The sequence below is a fragment of the Herbaspirillum sp. GW822-FHT03A08 genome, assembly GCF_058801885.1.
The window spans coordinates 21,093-46,676 of record NZ_JBXANR010000008.1; the positions used below are offsets into that span (position 1 = coordinate 21,093).

Consider the following 25,584-nt stretch of genomic DNA (forward strand, 5'->3'; position numbering starts at 1 on the left):
ACGGAAGCGAATTTCCGTGCATCGGGCAGAGGAAAGCAAAAAGGGCTTACGGTAAAACGTAAGCCCTTTTTTATCCTGCAGAGGTGATGCTCCTCCGGCGACGCGTGCATGATCAATCCTGCGCAATCATGCCGCTTGCGGCATCAATGACCGCGTCGGTTGCTGCGCCTGGCGAACGAGCGCAGTATTCCCGCCGATGCAACTTACGCCGCCAGCGCTCCATGCGGATCAATCACAAACTTCTTCGGCGCGCCCGCATCGAATTCGCCGTAACCGTTCGGCGCGTGATCCAGCGAGATGACTTGCACGCCGACGATGTCGGCGATGTGCAGGCGGTCCCACAGGATGGCTTGCATGAGCTGGCGGTTGTATTTCATCACGGGTGTCTGGCCGGTGTGCAGGCTGTGCGATTTGGCCCATCCCAATCCGAGGCGGATGCTGAGGCTGCCGCGTTTGGCGGCGCTGTCGACTGCGCCCGGATCGTCGGTGACGTACAGGCCGGGAATGCCGATGCGGCCGGCGGCGCGGGTGATTTCCATGAGCGAGTTCAGCACGGTTGCCGGTGCTTCGACTTGCGACCCGCTGTGGCCGTGGCCGCGCGCTTCGAAGCCGACGCAGTCGATGGCGCAGTCGACCTCCGAGTCGCCGAGGATCGCGGCGATCTGATCGGCCAGCGTTGCGTCCTGCGACAGATCGACGGTTTCAAAGCCGACGCTGCGCGCATGTTGCAGGCGGGTAGCGTTGACGTCGCCCACGATCACGACTGCTGCGCCCAGCAATCGTGCAGACGCCGCCGCAGCCAGACCGACCGGTCCTGCGCCAGCGACATACACCGTAGAACCGGGACCGACGCCGGCGGTGACCGCGCCGTGGAAGCCGGTCGGCAGGATGTCGGACAGGCAGGTCAGATCGGTGATCTTTTCCATCGCCTTGTCTTTGTCGGGAAAGCGCAGGAGGTTGAAGTCGGCGTACGGCACCATGACGTATTCAGCCTGGCCGCCGATCCAGCCGCCCATGTCGACATAGCCGTAGGCGCCGCCCGCGCGTGACGGGTTGACGCTGAGGCAGACGCCGGTGTGTTGTTCCTTGCAGGTGCGGCAACGGCCGCAGGCGACGTTGAACGGGACCGAGACCAGATCGCCTTTCTTAAGCGTTTCCACATCCTTGCCGACCTCGATCACTTCACCGGTGATTTCGTGTCCGAGCACCAGCCCCGACGGCGCGGTGGTGCGGCCGCGCACCATGTGCTGGTCCGAGCCGCAGATGTTGGTGGTCACCACTTTGAGGATGACGCCGTGTTCGATCTTCCGGCCTTGCGGATTATCGAACTTGGGAAAAGGAATCGACTGCACCTCGACGCGCCCTTGCGCGACGTACACCACACCACGATTTTCTGCCATGAATCATCTCCTTTGTTATGGGTAAATCCCTCTTGTAGTCTTATAGTTCTGATGAACTGATGTACCTGTGCGCCGCGATGACGCCGCTGCCGGCATTCGCCTCAGCGCACAGGTCATGCCGTCTTCTCCGAGACGTTGATATTGAGTGCCGATGCAGACACCGACGCCGACGCCGCTGCAATGCGGTCGGCGACTTCGCGCCAGCTTGTCTCCTGTTTGTGGACAACGCCTGCCTGTACCTGGTCGGCCAGCCAGTCCTGGCGCTGGGCGATGGCCGACGACAACCAGGGCGTCAGGCCGGCGTCGTCCACGGTGTGTGCAACCTCGCGCATTTCGGCGGCGCGGCGGCGGCCGTGCTGTACGACACGCGAGACAAGGTAATCGGGCTGGCGTTGCCAGTCGATGCCCGGAAATGTTTCGGCCAGCGAGGCGAGGACCTCTTCCTCCACGCCATAGTGGCGCGCAGTCAGCATGCTCTCGACGGTGAGGGCTTCCAGGCCTTTGATCATCACGCTGCGGCACATCTTGATGGCAGAGGCCACGCCGATGTCTTTCGACGCGAGCGTCATCCGCATGCCCGAGTGCTGCATCCTCACGATGAATTCTTCTGCATGCGGTCCGCCCAGCATCATCGGCACCGCAATGCCATAAGGCGGGATCGACGCCATCACGGCGGCTTCGACGTAGCGTGCGCGACGGGCGGTGAGCAAGGAAAAGCTCTCGCGCTTGAGTGCGGGAGAGACGGAATTGATATCGAGGAAGAATTGTCCGGGACGTATCGACGCGGCGGTCTCCATAACGACATCGCGCGCAGAGCTCGCCGTCACGGCGGAGAGGATGACGTCGGCAGGTGCGATGGCGGAAGCGAGATCTTCAGCCAGTGTGACACCGGACGCAGAAGCGGATTGCCGCATCGCGCCTGAAGCGACCGCATCCTTGAGCAGGATGTCGTATGCCGACACGGTGCAGCGTCCCGTTGCCGACAAGCCTTGCGCCAGAATCCTGCCTGCTTCGCCATAGCCGATGAGGCAGACGGAGAGAAATGCGGTATCGGAAGCAGCCGTGGGCATGATGGATTCTCGCGGGAAGAAAGAAGAGCCCGGCAACCGGGGCGGTCGTTCGATTCTGTGGGAATTCATTGCCGTGAACCAGCCAAATTCACCCGCGCAGGCATCTAATTTTCTTATCGGAGTGGCAAAACTGATGTCGATTGAATAAGCTGTGCAGAGACTTGCTTCGCAACTGCAATGCGAGCTTGTCAAAAACCGGCATATCCTTCATCCTAGAAAAAAAGATACCGGAAATTATCATTCCGCCACGCCAGGAGCCGCGTCTTTCCTATGACATCCACCGTAAGCCTGCGACATCTGCGCGCCTTCATCACCGTCGCCGAACTGGGCAGCGTCACCCGCGCCGCCGATGCGCTGTATCGCGCGCAATCGGCGATCACGCGTTCGGTACACGAGCTTGAAACGGTTATCGGCGAGTCACTGTTCGAACGCAAGTCCAGCGGCATGCTGCTGACCGTGTTCGGCAACACCTTGCTGTTCCGTGCACGCAGGGCGGCGCAGGAATTCGAGCTGGCGCGCGACGAGATTTATAGCAAGATCAAGACGCCGACCGGTGCGATGAAGACCTCCATCCTGTCGATGCTGTTCAACGAAAGGCGCCTGCAGATCTTCGTCAAGCTGGCCGAATCGCATCACATGCCGACGGTGGCCAATGCGCTCGGCATCACGCAGCCTGCGGTAAGCGCGTCCATTTCCGATCTGGAAACCAGCCTTGGCGCCACCTTGTTCCAGCGCACGCCCAAGGGCATGCTGCTGACCGAGCCGGGCGCCTTGCTGCTGTTTCGCGCCAAGCGCGCGCTGGCGGAATTGCGCCACGCCGAAGCCGACATTTCCGCGCTCAAGGGCACCACGCAGGGGCGGGTCGTGGTCGGCGCCTTGCCGTTGAGCCGCACCACAATCCTGCCGCGCGCGATCGCCAGCGTCATCGCGGCACATCCGCAATTGCGCATCACCACCATCGAAGGACCGTTCGACAGCCTGGCGGCACGCCTGCGCGCGGGCGATATCGATTTCATTCTTGGCGCCTTGCGTCCGCCGGAATACGCCAGCGACCTGCATGGCGAGCCGCTGCTGGAAGACAAGATGTCGGTGATTGTGCGCCGCGGTCACCCGTTGACGCAGAAGTCGAAAGTCACGCTCGACGACATGATGCGCGCCCAGTGGATCCTGTCGAGCAAGGGGACGCCGGCGCGCGCCTTATTTGAATTATCGATGAGCCGCAAAGACATGCCGGCACCGACCGAAGTCGTCGAGACCAGCGACCTCGCGATCTTGCGCGGTTTGCTGTTGCACAGCGATATGGTCACGGCGATTTCGGCGCAGCAGCTGGAGTACGAGATTCACTCCAATGCGTTGCAGGTGCTCGACTTCGATTTGCCGCGCACCTCGCGCATTATCGGCATCACGCAGCGCGAAGAGAGTCACCCGTCGCCGGGTGCGGTGGTGCTGATGGATGCAATTCGCGAGGTGACGGCGCAGATGGAGCAGCGCGCCGCCAACAACGGTCACTGGTAGCGCCGAGCATGCCGTTAATCGCGTCGGGACTTGCGCGGTTATTCGCTTAAGCTGCCCAATCCAGCAGCGCCTGCGTCACCGCGTCCGCTTCTTCCATGGTCGACATGTGTCCGCATGCCGGCACTTCAGTCAATACGCTTCCCTTCACCAGCGCCGCCATGCGCGCATGCCGCTCCGGCGGACTCCATGCATCTTCCGCACCGCACAGGATCAGGGTGGGACAGGTGATCGCCGGCAGCACCGGCGTGGCATCGGGACGGCCCAGCAGCGCGCGCGTCTGGGCGGCATAGATCTCGGGCGACATGCGTCCCACCATCGTGAGAATACTGCGCACCAGCGGCGCATTGCCGCGATTGCCCGGCGCCAGCATCGGCATGGCCCAGGTCTCGGCGATCGCATCGATGCCATCGGCGCGTGCGCGATCGACCAGCACCGCTCGGCGCACGTCTTCGCCGGGCGTCGCGGCCTCGTAGCCGGTATCCAGCAATGCCAGGCGCTGCACGCGCTGCGCCGCCTGGCGATACACCTCCAGCGCAACGCGGCCGCCCATCGAATGACCGGCCAGTAAAAACTGTTCCGGCGCATCCTGCAGCACGCGGCTCGCCATGCCGGCGATCGAGTCGTCTTGCTGAAAACTCACGATGCGCACGTCGGCGTTGCGCTGTTTGCGCAGGGCCTCGGCTTGCACCTCCCAGACGATGTCGTCGCACAGCAAACCACACAGCAAATAAATCGTTTTCATGTTGCTTCCGAAGGGTGAAAAACGAGATGCAATGTATCCAAACGCCTTGCCCGTGTCCAGCCGGGTATTCCGTCTCAATCAGTCAGTTTGACATGCTGCAGCAACCGGGATATCGCATTTTCATCTTGGGGGTGGTGGATAAGGTATTGATTTAAAAGAATTTAAATTATCTTCGAAAACACATTTGGCAAGCGTCGATCGGCGCCCGTCCAAAAATCAATAAGCAAATTAGATGGGATGGGAAGGCTAAATGTATAACGCCGACACCGTTCGAACCCGATAATGCTTCCATAAAAACGGCTTCATGCCGACAACAAATTCCATACAACAGGAGACCACTGATGTTGCACAGATTCATGAAGTTTGCCTTGCCGCTCGCCGGCGCCGCCGTATTTGCCGCCGCACCAGCCGCCCATGCCGATGAGATCCGCATCGGCGTGATCGCCGCTTTCAGCGGTCCGTACAGTAACTGGGGCAAACAGATCCAGGACGCCACCGAGCTGTTCCTCGCGCAAAACAACGGCCGCGCCGGTGAGCACACGATCAAGATCATCTACCGCGACGTCGGCGGCAACAATCCTGCACGTGCCCGCCAACTGGCCGAAGAGCTGGTCGTGCGCGACAAGGTGCAATACATCAGCGGTCTCGAATTCACGCCGACGGCGCTGGCTGTCGCCGATGTCGCCACGCAAGCCAAGGTGCCTATCGTCATCATCAACGCCGGCACCTCCGGCATCCTGAGCAAGTCGCCTTACCTGCTGCGCGCCGGTTATACCCAATGGATGGTGGCGACGCCCCTGGCAAAATGGACGGCGGAGCAGGGCGGCAAGCGCGTGGCGCTGGCAGTGGCTGATTATGCCCCGGGCGCCGACGCGCTGACCTCGTTCAAGAAGTCCTTCACCGAAGAAAAAGGCCAGGTCGTGGCCGAGCTGAAGATGCCGCTCAACACCTCCGACTTCTCCACCTACATGCAGAAGATCAAGGAAGCCAATCCTGACTACGTCTACATGTTTACGCCGGTCGGCCCGATGGCGGTGGCCTTCATCAAGGCCTTCGTCGAGCGTGGTCTGGACAAGTCCGGCATCAAGCTGCTGGCCACCGCCGAAACCGAAGAGAGCGAACTGCCGTCCTACGGCGATGCCGCGGTCGGCATCGTGACGGCGCTGCATTATTCGCCGGCCAGCACCACGCCTGCCAATGTCGCCTTCGTCAGCGCCTTCCGCAAGAAATACGGCGCCGATAAAACCCCGAACGTGGCGTCGATTGCCGCCTACGATTCGATGAAGATGATCTATGAAATGATCCGCGCCACCGGCGGCAAGCAGGATGGCGACAAGGCTATGGCCGCAATCAAGGGCTATTCGTGGGAAAGCCCGCGCGGTCCGGTGAGCATCGATCCGCAGACCCGCGAGATGACGCAGAACATCTATATCCGCCGTATCGAAAAGGTTGATGGTGTCTACGTCAACAAACCGTTCAAGACCTATCCTGCGATCAAGGATCCCGGCGTGAAGGTGCAGTAGTAAGGAGCAGTATCAAAGCGTAGGACTCGTCCTCGCGCATCCTGTTCATTGCGGCGAAAGCCAAGGTCGCCGCATACCGTTTAAAGGAGTTTTTCCATGCTTCAGAAAGCTGCTGCCGCCAAGCCGAAGATGGCCAATCACACCACGCCTCTGATCAAGGATTGCTGGTACGTTGCCGCCTTGTCGCGTGAAGTCACGCGCGACCTGCTGGAACGCACGCTGCTCGGCAAGACCGTACTGATGTACCGCAAACTCGACGGCACGCCGGTGATCATGCAGAACCGCTGTGCGCATCGTTCGTTTCCCTTGTCCAAAGGCCGCCTGAATGGCGATCAGGTGGTCTGCGGCTATCACGGCATGGAGTACAACCCCGAAGGCCAGTGCGTGCACATGCCGTCGCTGGCCAATCCGCCGACCCATGCGCGCATCGCCTCGTATCCGGTGCAGGAGAAGGGGCCGCTGATCTGGATCTGGATGGGCGACGCCAGCAAGGCCGATCCGGCGCTGATTCCCGATACTTCGTGGCTGGATGCGCCGGAGTGGACGACCGTTACCGGCTATTTCCACATGAAGTCCAATTACGTCGCCATGCACGAGAACCTGCTGGATCAGACCCACTTTCCGATCCTGCATGCGGACACCGTCGGCACACCAGAGTATTCGCGCTCCAGCCTGGAGATCCACAACGAAGGCGACGTCGTACGGATTCGCCGCGAGCTGCGCAATTCGCCGCCGCCGCCGATTTACGGTATCCCGATGAAGCTGACCGGGCGTCCGGTGGATCGCTTCTCCGACAGCCGTTTCGTCTCCCCGGCCGGCCACATCGCGTTTGCACGCATCGCCAACCTGGAACCGCGCGAAGGCGAGCAGACCGACTATCGCGTGAATATTACGCACTTGTTCACGCCGGAGTTTCAAGGCACGATCCACTACTGGTGGTTCAACAGCCGCGACTTCGCGCTCGATGATGCCGGCGCCAGCGAATATCTGGCCTCCGCTTCGGTCAAGGCTTACACGGAAGACGTCGATGCCCTGACCTGGATACAGGAAGAAGTGGAAAAAGGCGACGGTCCGCCGGACGAACTGAGTTTCGGTCCCGACCGCCCCGGTCTGGCCATGCGCAAGACGCTGCTGCGGCTGGCAGAAGCAGAAGTCACGCAGGCGGAGACGCCACCGGGCATCGCCATAAAAATGTACTGAATGTAATGAGTGTTTTGAAATGAAAGCGTATTGAGGAAAACATGGCAAGAATCGTAGGAGGAATCGGCACGTCCCATGTGCCCACCATCGGCCTGGCGTACGACAAGGGGCGGCAGAATGATCCGGCCTGGGCGCCGCTGTTCAAAGGCTATGAGCCGGTCGCCGAATGGCTGCGCGAGCAGGCGCCGGATGTGCTGGTCATGTTCTACAACGATCATGCCAACAGTTTCTTCTTCGATTGTTACCCGACTTTCGCGCTGGGCGTATCGCCCAGTTTTGAAATGGCGGATGAAGGCGCGGGCAAGCGTCCCTTGCCTGACATTAACGGCCACCCGGAGCTGGCGGCGCATCTGGCCGAATGCCTGGTCAATGACGAATTCGACATGACGCTGTTCCAGGAACGCGCACTCGACCATGGCTGCAACTCGCCGCTGTCGCTGATGTGGCCGCACGAGCCAGCCTGGCCGGGCGCGATTGTGCCGATTGAAATCAACGTGCTGCAATATCCGCTGCCGACCGCCGCGCGCTGCTACAAGCTCGGCCAGGCAGTGCGCCGCGCCATCGAATCCTTCCCCGAAGACCTCAAGGTCGCGGTGGTCGGCACCGGCGGCCTGTCGCATCAGATCCATGGCGAGCGCACCGGTTTCAACAATCCGGAATGGGACGATGAGTTCCTGCGCCGCATCGTCGACGATCCGCTCAGCCTGACCAAGTTGAAGCACGCCGACTTTGTGCGTCTGGGCGGCGCTGAAAGCGTTGAAGTGATCATGTGGCTGGCCATGCGCGGTGCGCTCGATGACAAGATCAAATGCATCCACCAGAACGTCTATCTGGCAACCACGACCGCGATGGCCGTGGCGATTTACGAGCAGGCTTAAGGATTGAAAGAGAATCAAACGATGAACCCACAACTCGAAGGTATCGAGGACATCGAAGGCACCTATGTCTTCGATATCCGCCAGAGCGTTAAATCGCTGCGCCTGAACCGTTTCTTCTGGCGGCATCGCGAGCCGGAGTTCCGTGCGCTGCTGGCCCGCGATTTCAACGCCGCCTGCGATGAGCTGAAACTCAATGATGAAGAGCGTGCATTGGTCACCAACCAGGACTGGCTTGGCCTGATCAAATACGGCGTGAGCTTCTTCGTGCTGGAAAAATTCGCGCGCGTGGTCAAGATGTCTAACCTGGCCGTCTATGCGTCCATGCGCGGCGAGACGCTGGAAGCTTTCCTCAAGACGCGCCGTGTCCCGGAGTCGGCGTAGCCAGTGACGTAGCGGGTAACCTGACGAGCAACGCAACGACCGGCACAACGCGCAGCATCGCAGGCGATGTAACAAGCGGCATCAATCTCTTTCTGAGCATTCACGGCGTCCGCTGCGATGGCAGGGGCGCCGTTTTTTTGCGCCTGTTTTCTGGTGCGATACGGTTTTTGCTATGGCCGCTTTCGTGTGACGCGTTCAGTCGATAAGTAAATTAGATGCGCTATCAGCTAAAGAGAAACGCGAGCGGTCAAGCGCTGCCATAGAATAAATCGACTTAACAGTGATGCCCTGCGCAGCGGTCAACACCGGCAATAAGGTGACGATGAAAACTGCACCGGGGCAGCAATAAAAAAATAACAAGCACGAGACAAGCCAATTCATTTTTATCGAATCAACAGGAAAAACATGGAAAAGACTCAAAAGCCATCACTGCTGGTGGTGAGCGCGCATGCGGCCGACTTCGTCTGGCGATCGGGCGGCGCCGTGGCGTTGTATAGCGAACGCGGCTATCGCGTGAAGGTCGTATGCCTTTCTTACGGCGAACGCGGCGAGTCGGCCAAGATGTGGAAGCAGCCCGGCATGACGCTGGACAAGGTCAAGGCCGCGCGCCATGAAGAGGCCGCCAAGGCCGCGGACATCCTCGGCGCCGAGATCGCATTTCTGGATATCGGCGACTACCCGATGCGTGTCAGCGACGAGGTGCTGTACAAGCTGGTCGACATCTACCGCGAGCTGCGTCCCGAGTTCGTACTCAGCCACTCGCTGCATGATCCCTACAACTTTGATCATCCGCTGGCCACGCATGTCGCGCAGGAAGCGCGCATCATCGCCCAGGCGCACGGCCACAATCCGGAGCAAGCCGTCATCGGCGCGCCGCCGGTGCTGCTGTACGAACCGCATCAGCCTGAACAATGCGGCTGGAAGCCGGACGTGCTGCTGGATATTTCCTCCGTGTGGGAAAAGAAAAAAGCCGCTTTCGAAACCATGAACGCGCAAGAACACCTGTGGGAGTACTACACCCGTGTGGCGCTGCAACGCGGCGTGCAGGCATCGCGCAATTCCTCGCGCAACATCAAGTACGGCGAAGGCTATCAACGCGTCTTCCCGCAAGTCTGCGGAGAGTTCTCATGAGCCGCAACGTCGCCGTGCGCAACATTTCACGCGCACCGGCCGAGCGCGTCGCGGCGCTGGCGCAATACGGCGTCGCCACCGTGCATGAAGCCCAAGGCCGCACCGGCCTGCTGCATCATCGCCTGCGGCCGGTGGTTGCCGATACCTCGATCGCGGGATCGGCCGTCACCGTCAGCGTAGCGCCGGGCGACAACTGGATGCTGCACGTCGCCGTCGAGCTGTGCCAGCCCGGCGACATCCTGGTCGTCAGTCCGACTTCGCATTGCGAGGACGGCTACTTCGGCGACTTGCTGGCGACCTCGCTGCAGGCGCGCGGCGTGCTCGGCCTGGTGATCGATGCCGGCGTGCGCGACGTGCGCACCTTGCGCGAAATGAATTTCCCGGTCTGGTCGCGCGCCGTTTGTGCGCAAGGCACGGTCAAGGCCACGGTCGGTTCGGTTAACGTGCCGCTGGTGTGCGGCGAACAGCTGATCCAGCCCGGCGACGTGATCGTGGCCGATGACGACGGCGTGGCTGTCGTGCCGCGTGAACAGCTGGGCGCCGTCACCGAGGCCTGCATCGCACGCGCCGCCAATGAAGAGCAGAAGCGCAAGCGTCTCGCTGCCGGTGAGCTCGGCCTGGATATCTACGACATGCGCGCCAAGCTGGCCGCTGCCGGACTCGTCTACCGCTAAGAGAGAAGATCATGGAAGCTTCCCAGCGCGCCATTCCCTGTGCCTTCATGCGCGGCGGCACTTCGCGCGGCCCGTTCTTTCTGGCCAGCGATCTGCCGCAGGATACGGCCATGCGCAATGCAGTGTTGCTGGCGGTGATGGGCTCGCCCGATCCGCGCCAGATCGATGGACTGGGCGGTAGTGACACGCTCACCAGCAAGGTCGCGATCGTGTCGCCGTCGTCGGTGCCGGGCATCGACGTCGACTTCCTGTTCGCGCAGGTGGCAGTGGACAAGCCGCTGGTCGATGTTTCGCCCAATTGCGGCAACATGCTGGCCGGCGTAGGGCCATTCGCCATCGAGCGCGGGCTGGTGCCGGTTCGCGGCGATCTGACGCCGGTGGTGATCCACATGGTCAACAGCGGCAATATCGCGACAGCGTTGGTGCAAACCAACGGCGGCCGAGTCGTCTACGACGGTGAAGCAAAAATAGCCGGCGTGCCCGGCACTTCGGCGCCGATCAATATCGCCTTTCGCGACACCGCCGGCTCGGCCTGCGGCAGCTTGCTGCCGACCGGCCGCACGCGCGACGTCTTCAATGGCATCGAAGCGACCTGCATCGACAACGGCATGCCGGTGGTGGTCATGCGTGCAGAGGCATTCGGCAAGACCGGGCAGGAGACGCCGCAGCAACTCGACGCCGACGCCGATTTCAAGAAACGCCTGGAAGCCGTGCGTCTGCAAGCCGGTGAACTGATGGGACTGGGCGATGTACGCAATAAGGTGGTGCCGAAGATGACCCTCATTTCGCCGGCCATCAATGGCGGTCATCTTTCCACGCGCACCTTCATTCCGCATCGCTGCCACAGCGCCATCGGCGTGCTCGGCGCGGTCAGCGTCGCCAGCGCCTGCCTGCTGCCTGGATCGGTGACGGCGGGCATGGACGGCATCGCCGAACCGCCACGGAAAGGCGAAGGGGGCGAGGTGGAGATATCGGTGGAGCATCCGACCGGTGAATTTACCGTGGCCTTGCGCACGGAAATCGCCGGCGGCCAGACGCGTTTTGTCAGCTCGGGTTTGCTGCGCACCGCGCGCATGCTGCTCGACGGCCAGGTGTTCGTGCCGCATCGGGTGTGGCCGTGATGTTGGCGTTTGCGAATCGCGCAACTCTTATGTAACCGACTGCCAGTCAAGGAAAACCATGCTATCCCGTTTTGCCATTTCTCTTGTTTCACTTCTGTTCGACGGCCTGGCCTTCGGCATGATCCTGTTCCTGATCTCGATCGGCATGTCGATCACGATGGGCGTCATGCGCGTGGTCAATCTGGCGCATTGCAGCTTCGCCATGGCCGGCGGCTACATGACCTTCATGCTGGTGACGCAGGCGCAGCTGCCGTATGCCGTTGCCGTGCCGCTGGCGGTGATCGGCACCATGCTGCTCGGTGCATTGCTGGAGCGTACCGTGTATTCATGGATCTATGTCCAGAGCGAGCTGGGCCAGGTGCTCATGACCATCGGCCTGACCTTTGTCATGATCGCCACCGCCAACGCGATGTTCGGTTCCACCATCCAGGACATCCCGGTGCCGGGCGCATTGCGCGGCACCTATCAGGTGGGCGCGATTGGCTTGCCGGTCTATCGCCTGTTTCTCATTGCGGTCAGCTGCGCCTGTGCGCTGGTGATCTGGTATGTGCTCGACCGCACCCAGGTCGGCGCCAAGCTGCGCGCTGCTGTCGACAACGCGAAGATGGCCGGCTGCATCGGCATGAACGTCAAGGCCTTCTTCGCCGTCACCTTCGCCATCGGCTGCGGCTTTGCCGGACTGGGCGGCGCGCTCGGCGCCGACATGTTCCCGCTGGAACCGTTTTACGCGCTCAACTATCTGGTGCTGGTGCTGATCGTGGTATCGGTCGGCGGCCTCGGCAGCATCAAGGGCACGCTCATCGCCGCGCTGGTGCTGGGCATGATCGACACGCTGGGACGCTACTTCCTGCCGGAAGCGGGCGGCCTGGTCATTTATCTGGCGACGCTGGTGATGCTGCTGGTGCGCCCTCAAGGACTCTTCGGAAGGCAAACAGCATGAAAATCACCACCGCCACAATCCGCCACATTCTGCCGCCCGGAGCGCTGCCGTTCTACCGTGTCCGCCTGGCCGATGTTCTGCCATGGGTGGTTGCGCTGGCCGCGTTCTTCACCTTCGACACCTATATGTCGATCGGCTCGCAAATCCTGATCATGGTGATCTTCGGCATCTCGCTCGATCTCGCGCTCGGCTTCGCCGGCATCAATACGCTGGGACACGCCGCCTTCTTCGGCATCGGCGCCTACGCGGCAGGCTACTTCTCGCTGCATGTGTCGCCGGAGCCGTTCAGCGGCTTGCTGGTGGCAGCCGCTCTGGCGGCATTGATCGGTTTGCTGTCGGGCTGGCTGCTGTTGCGCACCAGCGGACTGGCATTACTGATGCTGACCATGGTCACCACCGTCGTGTTGCATGAAGTTGCCAACACCTGGCGTGGCGTCACCGGCGGTGCGGATGGTTTGTCGGGCATGGAGACGGCACCGCTATTTGGTTTGTTCTCGTTCGACCTGTACGGCAAGACGGCGTATCTGTATGCGCTGGGCGTGCTGTTCGTGGTCTTTGTCGCCGTGCGCATCATCGCCAATTCGCCGTTCGGCCTGTCGATCCGCGGCATCCGCGAAAACGCGAAGCGCATGCTGCTGGTCGGCACGCCGGTGCATGCCAAGCTGATTCTTGCCTACACGCTGTCGGCGGCAATCGCCGGTATCGCCGGCGGCCTGAGCGCGCAGATCACGCGCACCGTCAGCCTCGATCTGCTGAGTTTCCAGTTGTCGGGCAACATCCTGATCATGCTCATCATCGGCGGCGTCGGCCGTCTGTATGGCGCTTTCATCGGCATTCCCTTGTACATGCTGTTGCTGGATCGTGCCGCGGCGATCGACCCGTTTCACTGGATGTTCTTTGTAGGTATCGCGTTGATCGTGCTGGTGCGTTTTGCGCCGGGCGGCTTGCTGGCCCTGGGCGGCACCGCGTTTGAGCGTATACGCAATCGTCTTTCCGTCAATCTCGCCAAGGAGCAGAAATGAATCCCGTCTTGCAGCCAAGGTATGCGGACATGGCATCTCCGGCGGCAACGTCCACGCTTCCCTGTGCGTTGGAAACCTGCGGATTGTACAAACGCTACGGCGCCATCGAAGTCACGCGCAACGTCGACTTGCGCATCGAGCGCGGCGCCCGCCACGCACTGATCGGCCCGAATGGCGCCGGCAAGACCACCTTCGTCAATCTGGTGACCGGTGTAGTTTCTCCCACTGCCGGCAGCATTTATCTTGAAGGCCGCGACGTCACGCAAGCCAGCCCGCAAAAGCGCGTGGCCGGCGGCCTGGCACGCACTTTCCAGATCAACACCCTGTTCACCGAGCTGACCGTCGCCGAGAACGTCGCCATTCCGCTCGGCCAGCGCATGGGTATCGCGTGGAAGCTGTGGGGCAAGCCGGCGCACCATGCCGGCGTGGTGGAAGAGGCGGCGGCCTTGCTGGAACAGCTCGGCTTGCTGGAACTGGCGTCGCGCCGCGTCAATGAACTGGCCTACGGCCAGCGCCGCATGATCGAGATCGCCATCGCGCTGGCGCTGAAGCCGCAAGTGCTGCTGCTGGACGAGCCGGCTGCGGGTATCCCCAACGGCGAAAGCGGCATGATCATCGATCTGCTGGAGCGCCTGCCCGAAGATATTTCCATCCTGTTTATCGAACACGACATGAACCTGGTATTTCGCTTCGCCAAAAAAATCACTGTGCTGGTGGAGGGCAGCGTGCTGACGGAAGGTACGCCCGCCGACATCCGCGCCGACGAGCGCGTACGCAATGTCTATCTGGGGCGTCGCCATGGCTAAGCTGCTCGACATCCATAATCTCAGCGCCGGCTACCGCGACGCAGTCGTCATCGACGATCTCTCGTTCAGCATCGGGCAGGGCGAAGCGGTCAGTCTGCTGGGCCGCAACGGCGTCGGCAAGAGCACGCTGCTGGCGACCATGATGGGACTGACTACGGTCAGCAAAGGCTGTCTCGAATTCGACGGCAAGAATATCGGCAACGCCGCCAATTATCAGCGCAATCGCATGGGCCTCGGCTACGTGCCGCAGGAGCGCGAGATCTTTCCATCGCTCACCGTAGAGCAAAACATGCGTGTCGCCGCGCGTCCCGGTGAATGGAATATCGCGGCGGCGTACAAACTGTTTCCGCGTCTGGAAGAACGCCGCAACAACTACGGCAACCAGCTCTCCGGCGGCGAGCAGCAGATGCTCGCCATGGCGCGCGCGCTGGTCGGCAATCCCAAATTGCTACTGCTGGACGAACCGCTGGAAGGTTTGTCGCCGGTGATGATGGACATCTTGCTGGATGCGGTCAAACAGCTCAAGCAAAGCGGACTGACACTGATCCTTGTCGAGCAGCATGCGCATCTTGCACTGGAAGCGACCGAGCGCGTGGTCATCATGGACCGCGGCCGCATCGTGCACGACGGCCGCAGCGATCTGCTGCTCAAGGACGATGCCACCATGCACCAGCTGCTCGGCCTGGCGCATGAACAGGGAAGTGAAGGCGCCGTCGAACCTGCGCGGAAACCCGACCTCAAACTCGCGAGCTGACAGCCATGCCTTTCGATGCACTTCAACGCCTGCTGATCGAGCAGGAATGCCAGCGCCTTATCCATCGCTACGCCTATCTCAATGATGAACGCAACTTCGATGCGCTTATCGACCTGTTCACCGACGACGCGATCCTCTATCGTCCTTCAGCGCCGGCGACTCCGCTGGTAGGGCGCGACGCCATCCTCGCCTCGTTTCGCGGCCGGCCGGCCGATGTGCGCACCTTCCATCTGTGCACCGATGTGATCGTAGAGATCGAAGACCGCGAACACGCCACCGCGCGTTCGCGCATTGTGCTGTTGTCGGGGCCGCGGTCCGAGGCCGCCGCCGATGCCGTATCCAAACCGCCTGCACCCGGAACGTTTGAAGATCGCCTGCGCCTCACCGCACAGGGATGGAAATTCGTCGAGCGGCGCGGATCGTTCTGGATTTGAAAATACACCCCAAGAAATGTCGTTTTCCGCGCCGTCATAAACAGATTAGATCGACCCTCGCGGCAATCGGCAACAAAGGCGAGCAGGCCCGTCGCTAGAATGATTCACGCTGAATCATCGATACGAATGCAGCACCTTGCATGACTTCGCAGCAGCGCAACGACACCAAGATCGATCCCGCTGCCAAGCGAATACATAAACAGAAAATACCTGGAGGAGACAAGAAATGAAGAAATCAGTACGCGCCGCCGGCGTCACTCGCGCATTCGGCGCAATGAGTACCCTGGGCGCCGTTGCCGGCATCGCGGGAGCCCTGTTGTCGCCGACGGCAATGGCGCAATCGCAGGTCACGATCTACGGTCTGATCGACACCGGTGTCGAATATGTCACCAATGCCAACGCGGCCGGTAACTCGGTCGTCAAGATGCCCTCGCTGACCGGTTCATTCCCGTCGCGCATCGGCTTCAAGGGAACCGAAGATCTGGGTGGCGGCCTGCAAGCCATGTTCGTTCTGGAAGCCGGGATGGCAGTCGACACCGGCGGCATGGGACAGGGAAATCGTCTGTTCGGCCGCCAATCCTATGTCGGCCTGAAGACCGCGACGCAAAGCGTCATGCTGGGCCGCCAGGTCAACATGACCTACCTGTCGACGCTGAAGTCCGACGTGATGGGACCTAATATCCACAGTATCGGCAATCTCGACGCCTACTTGCCGAATGCGCGCAGCGATAACTCCATTGGATATCTCGGCACCTTCTCGGACGTGACCGTGGGCGCGACCTACAGCTTCGGCCGCGACGCCACTGCGGCAGGCGGCCCGGCCTCGACCAACTGCGCCGGCGAGACCGCAGGCGACAGCAAGGCATGCCGTCAATACACCGGCTTGCTGGGTTATGACAACAAAGCCTTCGGCGTCAACCTGGCGTACGACAAGCTCAATGGCGGTCCCAATGCGATCTTCGGCATGAACAGCAGCAGCTACACCGATACGCGTATCGGCCTGCACGGTTACTTCATGATCAGCGATGCGCGCATCGGTCTCGGCGTGCTGGACCGCAAGGTGCAGACAGCGACCAAGAGCGATTCCGATCTGTACTACCTGGGTCTGAGCTATCCGTTCACTGTTGCGCTGGTGCTCGATACGCAGATCTCGCGCCTCAAGTTCAAGGGCACGGCGAACTCAGCCACGCTCTCGGTGGCGCGCCTGACTTACAGTTTGTCCAAGCGCACCGCCTTGTACACGTCGGTCGGCTATATCAAAAATTCCGGCACCTCGGCGATTGCCGTCGATGCCGGCGGTACGGTCGGTACCGGCATGAATCAATTGGGTGTCATGACGGGTATTCGCCATACATTCTGATGTAATGATGTCTTGAGGAGCTGGCATCGTTGCCGGAAGCGTGTCGTCTGAACGGACGGCACGCTTTTTTTCTTTACGTCGAGGGAGGCTTATTTAGCCCAGCCCCGCGGCCGTGCCAGTTCAAAGTTGGCGTCGCTGCGCGTGCGGCCGTACCAGTCGCCGCCCATGCGCGAGAGCAGGTTCAGCTTGTCCGGATCCGGCAGTTGCTTGTCGTTGAGGATGCGTTCATCAAAGTGCGCCGCCAGCACGCGCGCCAGCAGAATGTGGCAGGACGGCGCGTCGGCAGGATAGGGAATGCAACTGACCAGTTCGCATTCCAGGCTGACCGGCGCAGCCTCAACGCGCGGCGGGCGCACCAGCGATGACGGCTTGGAGGCGATGCCGCATTGTTCGAATTCGCTGACGTCGGCGCCATAAGAAAAGGACGTCTCGTTCATGGCGTCGGCGAGTTCAAAGCCAACCAGGTTGACCACTAGTTGTCCGGTTTCCTGCGCGTTGCGCACAGTGTCTTTGATGCTGCCGTCGCGCTGTACCAGTGGCGAAATCATGACTGTCGGCGGTTTGCCGGTAACCATCTGAAAAAAGCTGAACGGGGCCAGGTTGCTGACGCCCGCTGCAGAAACCGTCGACACCCAGGCGACGGGGCGGGGAATGACCGCCGAGGCGAGCCAGCTATAGGCCTGGCGGGGATCAACCTGAGAAAAATCCAGAAACATGGGTACTCCATCGGTGACATCGGCAACATCAGATGCATCAAATGCCTCTGATGCATCTGAAAGGGGGATTAAAAACAACGAGATCGTATACTCTAGCCGGAAAACCGCTCCACCGCGTTCGTGGTGCTTGTAGTGCTTGCTGCGCTTGTACTGCCGGGCGACTACAATAGCTGGCTTGCAAGTTTTCACCTCCGACAGCGCCTCAGGGAACAGGGAATGACGCTCTCAAGTCTGATAGTACAGTTGATCAACGGTCTGGCCGACGCATCCGCCATGTTTCTGGTGGCGGCAGGCTTGTCGCTGATTTTTGGCGTGACACGCATCGTCAACTTCGCCCACGGTTCGTTTTACATGCTGGGTATTTTTGTTGCGTACACGCTGGTCAGCCTGATCGGCGCCGGCGGCTTGGGTTTCTGGACTGCCGTCTTGCTCTCGGCTTGCGCGGTGGCGCTGCTGGGCGCTGCGGTCGAGATCGTTATCCTGCGCCGCATCTATCGCGCTCCCGAATTGTTTCAATTGCTGGCGACCTTTGCGTTGGTGCTGGTGCTCAAAGATGCCGCCTTGTATCTGTGGGGACCGGAGGATCTGTTCGGTCCGCGCGCGCCCGGTCTGGCGGGTTCCGTTGAGTTGCTGGGACGCCGCCTGCCGCAATACGACCTGGTGCTGATCGTCATCGGTCCGGTGGTGCTGGGCCTGTTGTGGCTGCTGCTCAATCGCACGCGCTGGGGCACCTTGATCCGCGCCGCCACGCAAGACCGTGAAATGGCCGGCGCGCTCGGCATCAATCAGTCGTGGCTGTTCACGGGCGTCTTTGCGCTCGGCTGCTTTCTCGCCGGTCTGGGCGGCGCCTTGCAGGGGCCGCGCATGCCGGCCAATCTGGCGCTCGATCTGGAAACTATCGGCAATGCTTTCGTCGTCGTGGTGGTTGGCGGCATGGGGTCGATCAGCGGCGCCTTTCTGGCTGCCTTGCTGATTGCCGAGATCAAGGCGCTGTGCGTGGCGCTGGGTCAGGTGTCCATCGGCGGCATCGATATCTCCCTGTCGAAGCTGACGCTGGTGGTGGAATTCCTTGTAATGGCTGTGATTCTGGTGGTGCGTCCGTGGGGCTTGCTGGGCAAGCCGCAGGCCGTAAGCCGCAGCGGCGGTGCGTCGGAAGCGCCCTTGCGCGCGGCCGGCCCTCTGCAGCGCAAACTGGCGCTCGCCGCCTTGCTGCTGTTGCTGGCTGCACCGCTGTTGTCGGGCAGTTTTCCTTATCTCACCGTGTTGCTGGTGGAAATTCTCATCGCCGTACTGTTCGCCGCCAGCCTGCATTTCATGATGGGGCCGGGCGGCATGCATTCTTTCGGTCATGCGGCTTACTTCGGGCTGGGCGCCTATGCCGCCGCGCTGGTGCTGACCGGCCTGCATCTGCCGATGGAAGTGGCGCTGGTCGCCGGGCCTTTGGTTGCAGCGGCAGGCGCCTTGCTGTTCGGCTGGTTCTGCGTACGCTTGTCGGGTGTGTATCTGGCGATGCTGACGCTGGCCTTTGCGCAGATCGTCTGGGCCATCATCTTTCAATGGGACGACGTCACCGGCGGCAGCAACGGACTGATCGGCATCTGGCCGTCGGCCTGGGCGGCGTCGCCGACGGCGTTCTATTATCTGGCGCTGGCGTTCAGCGTTGCGGGCGTGCTGCTGTTGCGGCGCGTGCTGTTTTCTCCTTTCGGTTACGCGATGCGCGCGGGCCGCGATTCGCCTTTGCGCGCCGAGGCGATCGGCATCGACGTCAAGTGCGTGCAGTGGATGGCGTTCGTCGTGGCGGGTTTGTTCTGCGGTATGGCGGGCGCGCTGTTTGCCTTTTCCAAAGGCAGCATCTCGCCGGAAGCAATCAGCATCGGCCGCTCGGTCGACGGCCTGGTGATGGTCATGCTGGGAGGTGTGCAAACCTTGCTGGGGCCGGTGGTCGGCGCCGCAGTGTTCACCTGGCTGCAGGATGTTATCGCGCGCGAGACCGATTACTGGCGCGCCTTGCTCGGTGTCGTCATGCTAACGCTGGTGTTGTTGTTTCCGAGCGGTATCGCCGGATTTTTCGAACGCATCGCTGCACGCCGGCGCGAAGGAGAGGCAGCATGAGTCTCCTGCAAGTGCGCAATATCAGTAAAGCTTTCGGCGGCGTCAAGGCGGTCGACGATGTGTCTTTCGATCTGCCCGCCGGCCAATTGCTGGCCTTGCTCGGACCCAACGGCGCGGGCAAGTCGACCTGCTTCAATATCCTCAACGGCCAGTACCGGCCCGATGCCGGATCGGTGCTGCTCGACGGACATGAAATCGGCGGCATGAAACCGCGCGACATCTGGCGCCTCGGCGTCGGGCGGACGTTCCAGATCTCGGCCGCTTTCGCCTCGATGACCGCAGTGGAAAACGTACAGATGGCGCTCATCTCGCGCGAAAAAAAGTTGTTCCGGCTGTGGCGGCCGGCGGCATCGCTGTTTCGCGATGAAGCCATGGCGCTGCTGGAACAGGTCGGCATGGCGGCGCAGGCGGAACGTGCCTGCGGCGTGCTGGCGTACGGCGATATCAAGCGCGTGGAGCTGGCGGTGGCGCTGGCCAATCGTCCGCTCCTGCTGTTGATGGATGAGCCTACCGCCGGCATGGCGCCGCAGGAGCGCAACGCGCTGATGGCGCTGACCAGGAAACTGGTGGTGGAACGCAATCTGTCGGTGCTGTTTACCGAACATAGCATGGACGTAGTCTTTGCTTTCGCCGACCGCATGATCGTGTTGGCGCGTGGACAACTGATCGCCGAGGGCAATGGTGACGCCATCCGCAATCATCCCAAGGTGCAGGAAGTGTATTTCGGCTCCGGCAAGACCTTCGAGAAACAAGATGCGCTGCATGCAGGGAGGCCGGCATGAGTGATGTGCTGCTCAAGGCCGAGGGCCTCAACGCCTGGTATGACCGCGCGCATATTCTGTTCGACGTCGGTCTCGAAGTGCGGCGCGGTGAAGTGGTGGCGCTGATGGGGCGTAACGGCGCCGGCAAATCGACCACCATGAAAGCCGTGATGGGCATGCTGGATCGGGTGCAGGGCCAGGTGCATTTTCGCGGTAAGGATGTCAGCCGTACCCGGCCGCATCAGATCGCGCGCATGGGCATGGGTTACGTGCCGGAAGACCGGCGCATATTCACCGACCTGACAGTGCTGGAAAACCTGGAGGTCGGCCGTCAGCCGCCGCGTCCCGATGCCTACACGTGGACACCGAAAGAACTGTTCGACCTGTTTCCCAACCTCGGCGAAATGCCGCAGCGTCCGGGCGGCCAGATGAGCGGCGGCGAACAGCAGATGCTGACAGTCGCGCGCACGCTGATGGGCAATCCCTATCTGGTGTTGCTGGACGAGCCGTCCGAAGGTGTGGCGCCGGTAATCGTCGAGCAGATGGCCGAGACCATCCTGAAGCTCAAACGGGAAGGCATGTCCATTCTGTTGTCGGAGCAGAACCTGCATTTCGCTGGGCTGGTCAGTGACCGCGCCTATGTGCTGGAAAACGGCCACATTCGCTATCAGGGCACGATGGCGCAGCTGGCTGCTGACGACGACGTGCGCCGCGCTTATCTGGCGGTGTAAGCGTTCTTGCAGATTTACAGATAGACCTTCGGCAATGGGTAATTCCATTCACCTCGCTTGCTGGTGTGCAGGCCCAGCCGCACCAGACTTTCGGCAAAGGTCACGGCGGCGCTGACGCCGTCGATTACCGGCACTCCCAATTCCTTGCTGATGGCCTGGCACAGGTCTGCCATGCCGGCGCACCCCAGTACGATGCAATCGACATCATCTTGTTCCAACGCGAGACGGCATTCCTGCATGATCGCGGCGTAAGCGTGGGAAGCCGGATTGTCGAGATCGAGTACGGCGATTTCACAGGCGCGGATGTTGCGGCAGAAGCGCTGCATGCCGTAGCGTTCCGCCAGATGCGCAGCGATGCCACAGGTTCTGCCCAGCGTGGTGACGATGCTGAAATGCTTGCCGACGAAACTGGCGGCATGCATGGCGGCTTCGGCGATGCCGAACACCGGGCCGCTGGCGATTTCGCGGGCGGCTTCCAGGCCCGGGTCACCGAAGCAGGCGATGATGTGGGCATCGGCGCCAGCGGCTTCGGCGCGGCGGATTTCCGCCAGCAGGCCGGGTATGCACATGGCTTCGTCGTAGTGGCCTTCGATTGACACCGGTCCGGTGGCGGGATTGCAGGCCCAGATCTCGGTGTCCGGCGCGGCAATCTGGCGCGCGCAGTCGCCGATCTTGGCCGTCATGCTGGTGGTGGTGTTGGGATTGACGATGTTGATTTTCACGTTGTCTCGATTGTTCTTGGCGGTTGATGCGGGGTCTTGTTCTTGCGCTTGCTGATGTTCATGCTGATGTTCGTACTCATGCTCCCAGATACAGGCGCTTGATGTCGGGATGGTCGAGCAGCTCGCGCGAGACGCCTTCCAGTTCGATGCGGCCGGTGGCGAGGATGTAGGCGTAGCGCGAGATCATCAGCGCCATGCGGCTGTTCTGTTCGACCAGCATGATGGTGACGCCTTCGTCCTTGTTGATCTCCAGAATGGTGCGCGCGATCAGGCGGATGAATTGCGGCGCGATGCCGAGCGATGGTTCGTCCAGCAACAGCAGCCGCGGACGCGCCATCAGTGCGCGGCCGATGGCGACCATCTGCTGCTCGCCGCCGGACAGGCTCGACGCCTGCTGGCTGAAGCGCTCCTTCAGACGCGGAAAGCGCGTCAGCACCTTGTCCAGATCGGCGGCGATGCCACCTTTGTCCGAACGCGTATAGGCGCCCATGAGCAAGTTGTCCTTGATCGACATGAAGGGAAACACGTGGCGGCCTTCCGGCACCATCGCCACGCCTTGTTCGACCAGCTTGTGCGCCGAGGTGCCGGTGACATTGCTGCCGTTGAGCAGCACCTGCCCGCCGCATACCGGCGACAGGCCGGTGACGGCGCGCAGGGTCGACGACTTGCCGGCGCCGTTGGCGCCGATCAGCGCCACCACGCTGCCCTGGTCGACACGCAGGCTGACGTCTTGCAGCGCGCGCACCTGGCCGTAGTTGAGCGAGACGTTCTGCAGTTGCAGATGCGGGACGGCGCTTGCTTGCGGCGCGACGGGTGCTGCGGATTCCAGTATCGCGTTCATAGGCCGATGTCCTCGTCTTCCTTGCCCAGGTAGGCTTCGATCACCTGGTCGTTGTTGCGGATTTCTTCCGGCGTGCCTTCGGCGATTTTCTTGCCGAAGTAGAGCACGTGGATATGGTCGGAAATTTTCATCACGGCTTTCATGTCGTGTTCCACCAGCAGGATGGAAACACCGCTGGCGGCGATCTTGCGCGTCAGTTCGACGGCGCGGTCGGTTTCGTCGGGATTGAGTCCGGCATAGGGTTCGTCCAGCAGCAGCACCTTGGGATTGGCGGCCATGCCCATGGCGATGCCGAGTAGGCGCAGGTAACCATGCGGGAGTGTTTTGGCGATGCTGTTGGCGACACCGTCGAGATCGAGGAAACGCAGGATCTCCAGCGCATCGGCGCGCATGCGGTCTTCATCGCGGCGCGCCGATGCGGTGTTGGCGAATACCTGAAGGTCGTTGGCGCTGCGCGAGAGCTGGCGTGCCAGCGCGACGTGCTCCAGCGCAGTCAGTTCAGGGAAGATGGTGGTTTCCTGGAAAGTGCGCACCAGACCCTTGGCGGAGATTTTATGCGGCGTCAGGCCGGTGATGTCTTCACCGAACAGGCGTACCTTGCCGGTCGTCGGCGTGCAAAAACCTGCGAGCATTTTGAAGAAGGTGCTCTTGCCGGCGCCGTTAGGGCCGATCACGGAGGTGACCTTGCCGGTCTCGGTGCCTAGCGAGAGCGAGACGTCGTCGTTGGCCAGCAAGCCGCCGAAGCGTTTGCTCAGGCCGCTGGCTTCGAGGATGACGCGTTTGTCCGGGGGCGGGACCACCGACGGGCTCACCGGGTTCATGGAGGCGCTCATTTCGCTTCTCCTTTACGGAACGGCAGCGAGAACGAGAAGCCGCGCAGCGCCATCAATCCATTCGGCAGCGTCAGCATCACGACGATCATCAGTACGCCGTAAATCAGCGACTGGTATTGCTGGAAATCCTGCAGCAGCTCGAACAGGATGGTCAATGCGAAGGCACCGATCATCGCGCCGCTGACATACTCCAGCCCGCCGAGGAAGCAGAACAGCATGTAGTAGATGCTGTGCTCCACCGTGAAGCTCTGCGGATACACGCTCTGCGTGAAAACCGAGAAATAGCTGCCGCCCAGACCGCCCAATGCGCAGGCGATGGAGAAGGCCATGATGCGGTAGCGCCAGACGTTGACGCCGAAGCTCTCAGCCAGATCTTCATTCAGGCGCATGGCGCGGAAGATGCCGCCCAGACGCGAGTAGTGCACACGCCAGACCACGCCGAGTGCGATCGCCAGCAATGCAATGCCGACGTAATACAAGGGCAATGGAGAATCGCCGGAGAATGGTTGCGGCAAGCCGGTGATGCCCTTGGAACCCTGCGTCAGGTCGCCTCCGTTAAGGAAGGCGAGGCGAATCGCTTCGGTCAGGCAGATGGTCAGCATCGAGAAATAGATGCCCTTGAGCTTGAGGATGACGCTGCCGATCAGCGCGCCGCACAGGGCTGACGCCAGACACGACAACGGCAGCGCGATCCAGAAGCTGAGTCCTGCCTTGGCGATCAGGATGGCGGTGACGTAGCCGCCGATCAGTGCGAAGCCTGCCTGGCAGATGTTGATGCGGCCGATGCAAAAGGTCAGCCACACGCCGCTGGCGATGACGGCCACGCCGGCGCAGTTCATCAGTACCGACATCAGATAGCGCGAGTGGCCGATGCCGAGCGGGAGGACGATTAGCACGCCGAGTATCAGCAGGATCGCCGAGAAGTCGCGACGTTGGTCGAGTTTCATGGAGCCTCGTGGAAGTAAAGCGTTAAGAGGTGCAGTCATGATCAGCCCCAGGGTTTGCCGAACAGGCCGTTCGGTTTGAAGATCAGGAACACGATCATGGCGACGAAGATCAGCAGGTAGGTCATGCTGCTCGGCAGCAGGTCGTAGCCGACCGCTTCTGCCATGCCAAGCACGAAGCCGCCGATGATCGCGCCCGAGGTCACGCCGGCGCCGCCGATCATGATCATGATGAAGGCCTTGGTGGAAATGTTGGTGCCGACGCCGGCGTTGACGCCGTACAGCGTCACCAGCAGGCCGCCGGCGATGCCGGCCAGCGCCGCGCCGATGGCGAAACCCAGCGTGGTGATGAACTTGACGTTGACGCCTTGCAGCAGCGCGGCCTCCTTGTCTTGCGCCACGGCGCGCAGGGCGCGGCCGGGTTTGGTGTATTGCACGAACAGCAGCAGCGCCACGATGAAGCCGATCGAGATCGCGGCGACCGCGAGATTGGAATAGGGCAGATACGCATCGCCGTCGTTGAGGATCAGCACGCCGTCGATCAGCGTCGGCACGCCGCGCTGCTTTTCGCCGAACAGCGAGAGGGCGACGTTTTCCAGCAGCAGGGCAGTGCCGACCGCCATCAGCATGCTGCTTTCTTCACGCTTGGAAGTCGCCAGTACCGGCTGGAACAGGAAGCGGTTGAACGCCATGCCGATCACGCCCAGCGTCGCGCCCGCCAGCAGCAGCGCCAGCCAGAACGGGAAGCCGAATTGTCCGTACAGGTAGTACATGACGAAGCCGCCCAGCATGTACATCTGGCCGTGGGCGAAATTGACCACGCGCATGATGCTGAAGACCATGGTCAGTCCCAGCGCAATGAGCGCGTAGGCTGAGCCCAGGATGAGTCCGTTGATGAGAATTTGCAGCATGTCGGTTGATGAATCCTCTGTCGTTGCATGAATGTCGGGGTATTGCCCACACCGGAAGGGAG

General features: G+C 61.4%; 27 protein-coding genes. 18 read left to right on the forward strand and 9 right to left on the reverse strand.

Features of this window, described 5'->3' with window-relative positions:
- Positions 1 to 203: 203 nt before the first annotated feature.
- Positions 204 to 1,400, reverse strand: a complete 1,197-nt coding sequence (gene fdhA, locus AC1RN6_RS22270; protein WP_493007649.1) for a formaldehyde dehydrogenase, glutathione-independent — start codon at positions 1,398 to 1,400, stop codon at positions 204 to 206.
- Positions 1,401 to 1,513: 113 nt separating this feature from the next.
- Positions 1,514 to 2,470, reverse strand: a complete 957-nt coding sequence (locus tag AC1RN6_RS22275; protein ID WP_493007650.1) for an NAD(P)-dependent oxidoreductase — start codon at positions 2,468 to 2,470, stop codon at positions 1,514 to 1,516.
- Between AC1RN6_RS22275 and AC1RN6_RS22280 the strand changes: the two genes are divergently transcribed.
- Together AC1RN6_RS22280 and AC1RN6_RS22285 are read left to right on the forward strand one after the other, a co-directional pair.
- The gene (locus AC1RN6_RS22280) at positions 2,469 to 2,618 is read left to right on the forward strand and encodes a hypothetical protein (protein WP_493007651.1); all 150 of its coding nucleotides are present in this window, start codon (positions 2,469 to 2,471) and stop codon (positions 2,616 to 2,618) included. The genes AC1RN6_RS22275 and AC1RN6_RS22280 overlap by 2 nt on opposite strands.
- A gap of 122 nt (positions 2,619 to 2,740) precedes the next feature.
- Positions 2,741 to 3,985, forward strand: coding sequence for a LysR family transcriptional regulator (locus AC1RN6_RS22285; protein ID WP_493007652.1), 1,245 nt, complete (start codon positions 2,741 to 2,743; stop codon positions 3,983 to 3,985).
- 46 nt (positions 3,986 to 4,031) lie between these two features.
- Here AC1RN6_RS22285 and AC1RN6_RS22290 read toward each other — a convergent pair whose 3' ends face one another.
- Positions 4,032 to 4,727 (reverse strand): alpha/beta fold hydrolase, encoded by a 696-nt coding sequence (locus AC1RN6_RS22290; protein ID WP_493007653.1) that lies wholly within the window; start codon positions 4,725 to 4,727, stop codon positions 4,032 to 4,034.
- A 341-nt stretch (positions 4,728 to 5,068) separates the two neighbouring features.
- On the opposite strand from AC1RN6_RS22290, the gene AC1RN6_RS22295 reads away from it, so the two are divergent.
- The 13 genes from AC1RN6_RS22295 to AC1RN6_RS22355 all read left to right on the forward strand — a co-directional run bounded on the left by AC1RN6_RS22295 (position 5,069) and on the right by AC1RN6_RS22355 (position 16,951).
- The gene (locus tag AC1RN6_RS22295; protein ID WP_493007654.1) at positions 5,069 to 6,250 is read left to right on the forward strand and encodes an ABC transporter substrate-binding protein; all 1,182 of its coding nucleotides are present in this window, start codon (positions 5,069 to 5,071) and stop codon (positions 6,248 to 6,250) included.
- A gap of 96 nt (positions 6,251 to 6,346) precedes the next feature.
- Positions 6,347 to 7,450 (forward strand): Rieske 2Fe-2S domain-containing protein, encoded by a 1,104-nt coding sequence (locus AC1RN6_RS22300; protein ID WP_493007655.1) that lies wholly within the window; start codon positions 6,347 to 6,349, stop codon positions 7,448 to 7,450.
- Positions 7,451 to 7,491: 41 nt separating this feature from the next.
- On the forward strand, positions 7,492 to 8,328 hold the full coding sequence (locus AC1RN6_RS22305; RefSeq protein ID WP_493007656.1) for a gallate dioxygenase: 837 nt from the start codon (positions 7,492 to 7,494) through the stop codon (positions 8,326 to 8,328).
- Between the two features lie 21 nt (positions 8,329 to 8,349).
- Positions 8,350 to 8,709 carry a protocatechuate 3,4-dioxygenase gene (locus AC1RN6_RS22310; protein ID WP_493007657.1) on the forward strand — a complete coding sequence of 120 codons (360 nt, stop codon included), beginning with the start codon at positions 8,350 to 8,352 and terminating at the stop codon, positions 8,707 to 8,709.
- Positions 8,710 to 9,114: 405 nt separating this feature from the next.
- Positions 9,115 to 9,840, forward strand: a complete 726-nt coding sequence (locus AC1RN6_RS22315; protein WP_493007658.1) for a PIG-L deacetylase family protein — start codon at positions 9,115 to 9,117, stop codon at positions 9,838 to 9,840.
- Complete coding sequence (locus tag AC1RN6_RS22320; protein WP_493007659.1) at positions 9,837 to 10,514, forward strand: 4-carboxy-4-hydroxy-2-oxoadipate aldolase/oxaloacetate decarboxylase; 678 nt, start codon at positions 9,837 to 9,839, stop codon at positions 10,512 to 10,514. Before AC1RN6_RS22315 ends, AC1RN6_RS22320 begins: the two co-directional genes overlap by 4 nt.
- Positions 10,515 to 10,525: 11 nt before the next feature.
- On the forward strand, positions 10,526 to 11,635 hold the full coding sequence (locus tag AC1RN6_RS22325) for a 4-oxalomesaconate tautomerase (RefSeq protein ID WP_493007660.1): 1,110 nt from the start codon (positions 10,526 to 10,528) through the stop codon (positions 11,633 to 11,635).
- 58 nt (positions 11,636 to 11,693) lie between these two features.
- On the forward strand, positions 11,694 to 12,575 hold the full coding sequence (locus tag AC1RN6_RS22330; protein WP_493007661.1) for a branched-chain amino acid ABC transporter permease: 882 nt from the start codon (positions 11,694 to 11,696) through the stop codon (positions 12,573 to 12,575).
- A complete protein-coding gene (locus AC1RN6_RS22335) occupies positions 12,572 to 13,597 on the forward strand; it encodes a branched-chain amino acid ABC transporter permease (protein WP_493007662.1) in 1,026 nt (341 codons plus the stop codon). Before AC1RN6_RS22330 ends, AC1RN6_RS22335 begins: the two co-directional genes overlap by 4 nt.
- Positions 13,594 to 14,403 carry an ABC transporter ATP-binding protein gene (locus AC1RN6_RS22340; RefSeq protein WP_493007663.1) on the forward strand — a complete coding sequence of 270 codons (810 nt, stop codon included), beginning with the start codon at positions 13,594 to 13,596 and terminating at the stop codon, positions 14,401 to 14,403. Before AC1RN6_RS22335 ends, AC1RN6_RS22340 begins: the two co-directional genes overlap by 4 nt.
- Positions 14,396 to 15,157, forward strand: a complete 762-nt coding sequence (locus tag AC1RN6_RS22345) for an ABC transporter ATP-binding protein (RefSeq protein ID WP_493007835.1) — start codon at positions 14,396 to 14,398, stop codon at positions 15,155 to 15,157. The genes AC1RN6_RS22340 and AC1RN6_RS22345 overlap by 8 nt, the downstream gene beginning before the upstream one ends.
- A gap of 5 nt (positions 15,158 to 15,162) precedes the next feature.
- Positions 15,163 to 15,591, forward strand: coding sequence for a nuclear transport factor 2 family protein (locus tag AC1RN6_RS22350; RefSeq protein WP_493007664.1), 429 nt, complete (start codon positions 15,163 to 15,165; stop codon positions 15,589 to 15,591).
- A 226-nt stretch (positions 15,592 to 15,817) separates the two neighbouring features.
- A complete protein-coding gene (locus tag AC1RN6_RS22355) occupies positions 15,818 to 16,951 on the forward strand; it encodes a porin (protein ID WP_493007665.1) in 1,134 nt (377 codons plus the stop codon).
- A gap of 89 nt (positions 16,952 to 17,040) precedes the next feature.
- On the opposite strand, the gene AC1RN6_RS22360 is transcribed toward AC1RN6_RS22355, so the two are convergent.
- Positions 17,041 to 17,667 (reverse strand): flavin reductase family protein, encoded by a 627-nt coding sequence (locus AC1RN6_RS22360; protein ID WP_493007666.1) that lies wholly within the window; start codon positions 17,665 to 17,667, stop codon positions 17,041 to 17,043.
- A gap of 216 nt (positions 17,668 to 17,883) precedes the next feature.
- Between AC1RN6_RS22360 and AC1RN6_RS22365 the strand changes: the two genes are divergently transcribed.
- Genes AC1RN6_RS22365 through AC1RN6_RS22375 form a run of 3 tightly spaced genes read left to right on the forward strand, consistent with a single transcriptional unit; the run spans position 17,884 to position 21,271 of the window.
- Positions 17,884 to 19,779: an ABC transporter permease gene (locus AC1RN6_RS22365; RefSeq protein ID WP_493007667.1), complete on the forward strand. Its 1,896-nt coding sequence runs from the start codon at positions 17,884 to 17,886 to the stop codon at positions 19,777 to 19,779.
- Positions 19,776 to 20,561: an ABC transporter ATP-binding protein gene (locus tag AC1RN6_RS22370; RefSeq protein WP_493007668.1), complete on the forward strand. Its 786-nt coding sequence runs from the start codon at positions 19,776 to 19,778 to the stop codon at positions 20,559 to 20,561. Before AC1RN6_RS22365 ends, AC1RN6_RS22370 begins: the two co-directional genes overlap by 4 nt.
- Positions 20,558 to 21,271 carry an ABC transporter ATP-binding protein gene (locus tag AC1RN6_RS22375; RefSeq protein WP_493007669.1) on the forward strand — a complete coding sequence of 238 codons (714 nt, stop codon included), beginning with the start codon at positions 20,558 to 20,560 and terminating at the stop codon, positions 21,269 to 21,271. The genes AC1RN6_RS22370 and AC1RN6_RS22375 overlap by 4 nt, the downstream gene beginning before the upstream one ends.
- A 14-nt stretch (positions 21,272 to 21,285) precedes the next feature.
- On the opposite strand, the gene AC1RN6_RS22380 is transcribed toward AC1RN6_RS22375, so the two are convergent.
- The 5 genes from AC1RN6_RS22380 to AC1RN6_RS22400 all read right to left on the reverse strand — a co-directional run bounded on the left by AC1RN6_RS22380 (position 21,286) and on the right by AC1RN6_RS22400 (position 25,522).
- Positions 21,286 to 21,993 (reverse strand): aspartate/glutamate racemase family protein, encoded by a 708-nt coding sequence (locus AC1RN6_RS22380; protein WP_493007671.1) that lies wholly within the window; start codon positions 21,991 to 21,993, stop codon positions 21,286 to 21,288.
- Between the two features lie 76 nt (positions 21,994 to 22,069).
- Positions 22,070 to 22,834, reverse strand: a complete 765-nt coding sequence (locus tag AC1RN6_RS22385; protein WP_493007672.1) for an ABC transporter ATP-binding protein — start codon at positions 22,832 to 22,834, stop codon at positions 22,070 to 22,072.
- Positions 22,831 to 23,667 carry an ABC transporter ATP-binding protein gene (locus AC1RN6_RS22390; RefSeq protein ID WP_493007673.1) on the reverse strand — a complete coding sequence of 279 codons (837 nt, stop codon included), beginning with the start codon at positions 23,665 to 23,667 and terminating at the stop codon, positions 22,831 to 22,833. The genes AC1RN6_RS22385 and AC1RN6_RS22390 overlap by 4 nt, the downstream gene beginning before the upstream one ends.
- Positions 23,664 to 24,614: a branched-chain amino acid ABC transporter permease gene (locus AC1RN6_RS22395; RefSeq protein WP_493007674.1), complete on the reverse strand. Its 951-nt coding sequence runs from the start codon at positions 24,612 to 24,614 to the stop codon at positions 23,664 to 23,666. Before AC1RN6_RS22395 ends, AC1RN6_RS22390 begins: the two co-directional genes overlap by 4 nt.
- A gap of 41 nt (positions 24,615 to 24,655) precedes the next feature.
- Complete coding sequence (locus AC1RN6_RS22400; RefSeq protein ID WP_493007675.1) at positions 24,656 to 25,522, reverse strand: branched-chain amino acid ABC transporter permease; 867 nt, start codon at positions 25,520 to 25,522, stop codon at positions 24,656 to 24,658.
- Between the last annotated feature and the right edge of the window lie 62 nt (positions 25,523 to 25,584).

Coding starts and splice junctions, on each gene's coding strand:
- AC1RN6_RS22395 (WP_493007674.1), bottom strand. CDS start 24,614: ATGAAACTCGACCAACGTCGCGACTTCTCGGCGATCCTGCTGATACTC.
- AC1RN6_RS22375 (WP_493007669.1), top strand. CDS start 20,558: ATGAGTGATGTGCTGCTCAAGGCCGAGGGCCTCAACGCCTGGTATGAC.
- AC1RN6_RS22370 (WP_493007668.1), top strand. CDS start 19,776: ATGAGTCTCCTGCAAGTGCGCAATATCAGTAAAGCTTTCGGCGGCGTC.
- AC1RN6_RS22365 (WP_493007667.1), top strand. CDS start 17,884: ATGACGCTCTCAAGTCTGATAGTACAGTTGATCAACGGTCTGGCCGAC.
- AC1RN6_RS22345 (WP_493007835.1), top strand. CDS start 14,396: ATGGCTAAGCTGCTCGACATCCATAATCTCAGCGCCGGCTACCGCGAC.
- AC1RN6_RS22360 (WP_493007666.1), bottom strand. CDS start 17,667: ATGTTTCTGGATTTTTCTCAGGTTGATCCCCGCCAGGCCTATAGCTGG.
- AC1RN6_RS22330 (WP_493007661.1), top strand. CDS start 11,694: ATGCTATCCCGTTTTGCCATTTCTCTTGTTTCACTTCTGTTCGACGGC.
- AC1RN6_RS22355 (WP_493007665.1), top strand. CDS start 15,818: ATGAAGAAATCAGTACGCGCCGCCGGCGTCACTCGCGCATTCGGCGCA.
- AC1RN6_RS22325 (WP_493007660.1), top strand. CDS start 10,526: ATGGAAGCTTCCCAGCGCGCCATTCCCTGTGCCTTCATGCGCGGCGGC.
- AC1RN6_RS22390 (WP_493007673.1), bottom strand. CDS start 23,667: ATGAGCGCCTCCATGAACCCGGTGAGCCCGTCGGTGGTCCCGCCCCCG.
- AC1RN6_RS22315 (WP_493007658.1), top strand. CDS start 9,115: ATGGAAAAGACTCAAAAGCCATCACTGCTGGTGGTGAGCGCGCATGCG.
- AC1RN6_RS22320 (WP_493007659.1), top strand. CDS start 9,837: ATGAGCCGCAACGTCGCCGTGCGCAACATTTCACGCGCACCGGCCGAG.
- fdhA (WP_493007649.1), bottom strand. CDS start 1,400: ATGGCAGAAAATCGTGGTGTGGTGTACGTCGCGCAAGGGCGCGTCGAG.
- AC1RN6_RS22300 (WP_493007655.1), top strand. CDS start 6,347: ATGCTTCAGAAAGCTGCTGCCGCCAAGCCGAAGATGGCCAATCACACC.
- AC1RN6_RS22350 (WP_493007664.1), top strand. CDS start 15,163: ATGCCTTTCGATGCACTTCAACGCCTGCTGATCGAGCAGGAATGCCAG.
- AC1RN6_RS22295 (WP_493007654.1), top strand. CDS start 5,069: ATGTTGCACAGATTCATGAAGTTTGCCTTGCCGCTCGCCGGCGCCGCC.
- AC1RN6_RS22310 (WP_493007657.1), top strand. CDS start 8,350: ATGAACCCACAACTCGAAGGTATCGAGGACATCGAAGGCACCTATGTC.
- AC1RN6_RS22275 (WP_493007650.1), bottom strand. CDS start 2,470: ATGCCCACGGCTGCTTCCGATACCGCATTTCTCTCCGTCTGCCTCATC.
- AC1RN6_RS22385 (WP_493007672.1), bottom strand. CDS start 22,834: ATGAACGCGATACTGGAATCCGCAGCACCCGTCGCGCCGCAAGCAAGC.
- AC1RN6_RS22340 (WP_493007663.1), top strand. CDS start 13,594: ATGAATCCCGTCTTGCAGCCAAGGTATGCGGACATGGCATCTCCGGCG.
- AC1RN6_RS22335 (WP_493007662.1), top strand. CDS start 12,572: ATGAAAATCACCACCGCCACAATCCGCCACATTCTGCCGCCCGGAGCG.
- AC1RN6_RS22285 (WP_493007652.1), top strand. CDS start 2,741: ATGACATCCACCGTAAGCCTGCGACATCTGCGCGCCTTCATCACCGTC.
- AC1RN6_RS22305 (WP_493007656.1), top strand. CDS start 7,492: ATGGCAAGAATCGTAGGAGGAATCGGCACGTCCCATGTGCCCACCATC.
- AC1RN6_RS22290 (WP_493007653.1), bottom strand. CDS start 4,727: ATGAAAACGATTTATTTGCTGTGTGGTTTGCTGTGCGACGACATCGTC.
- AC1RN6_RS22280 (WP_493007651.1), top strand. CDS start 2,469: ATGATGGATTCTCGCGGGAAGAAAGAAGAGCCCGGCAACCGGGGCGGT.
- AC1RN6_RS22400 (WP_493007675.1), bottom strand. CDS start 25,522: ATGCTGCAAATTCTCATCAACGGACTCATCCTGGGCTCAGCCTACGCG.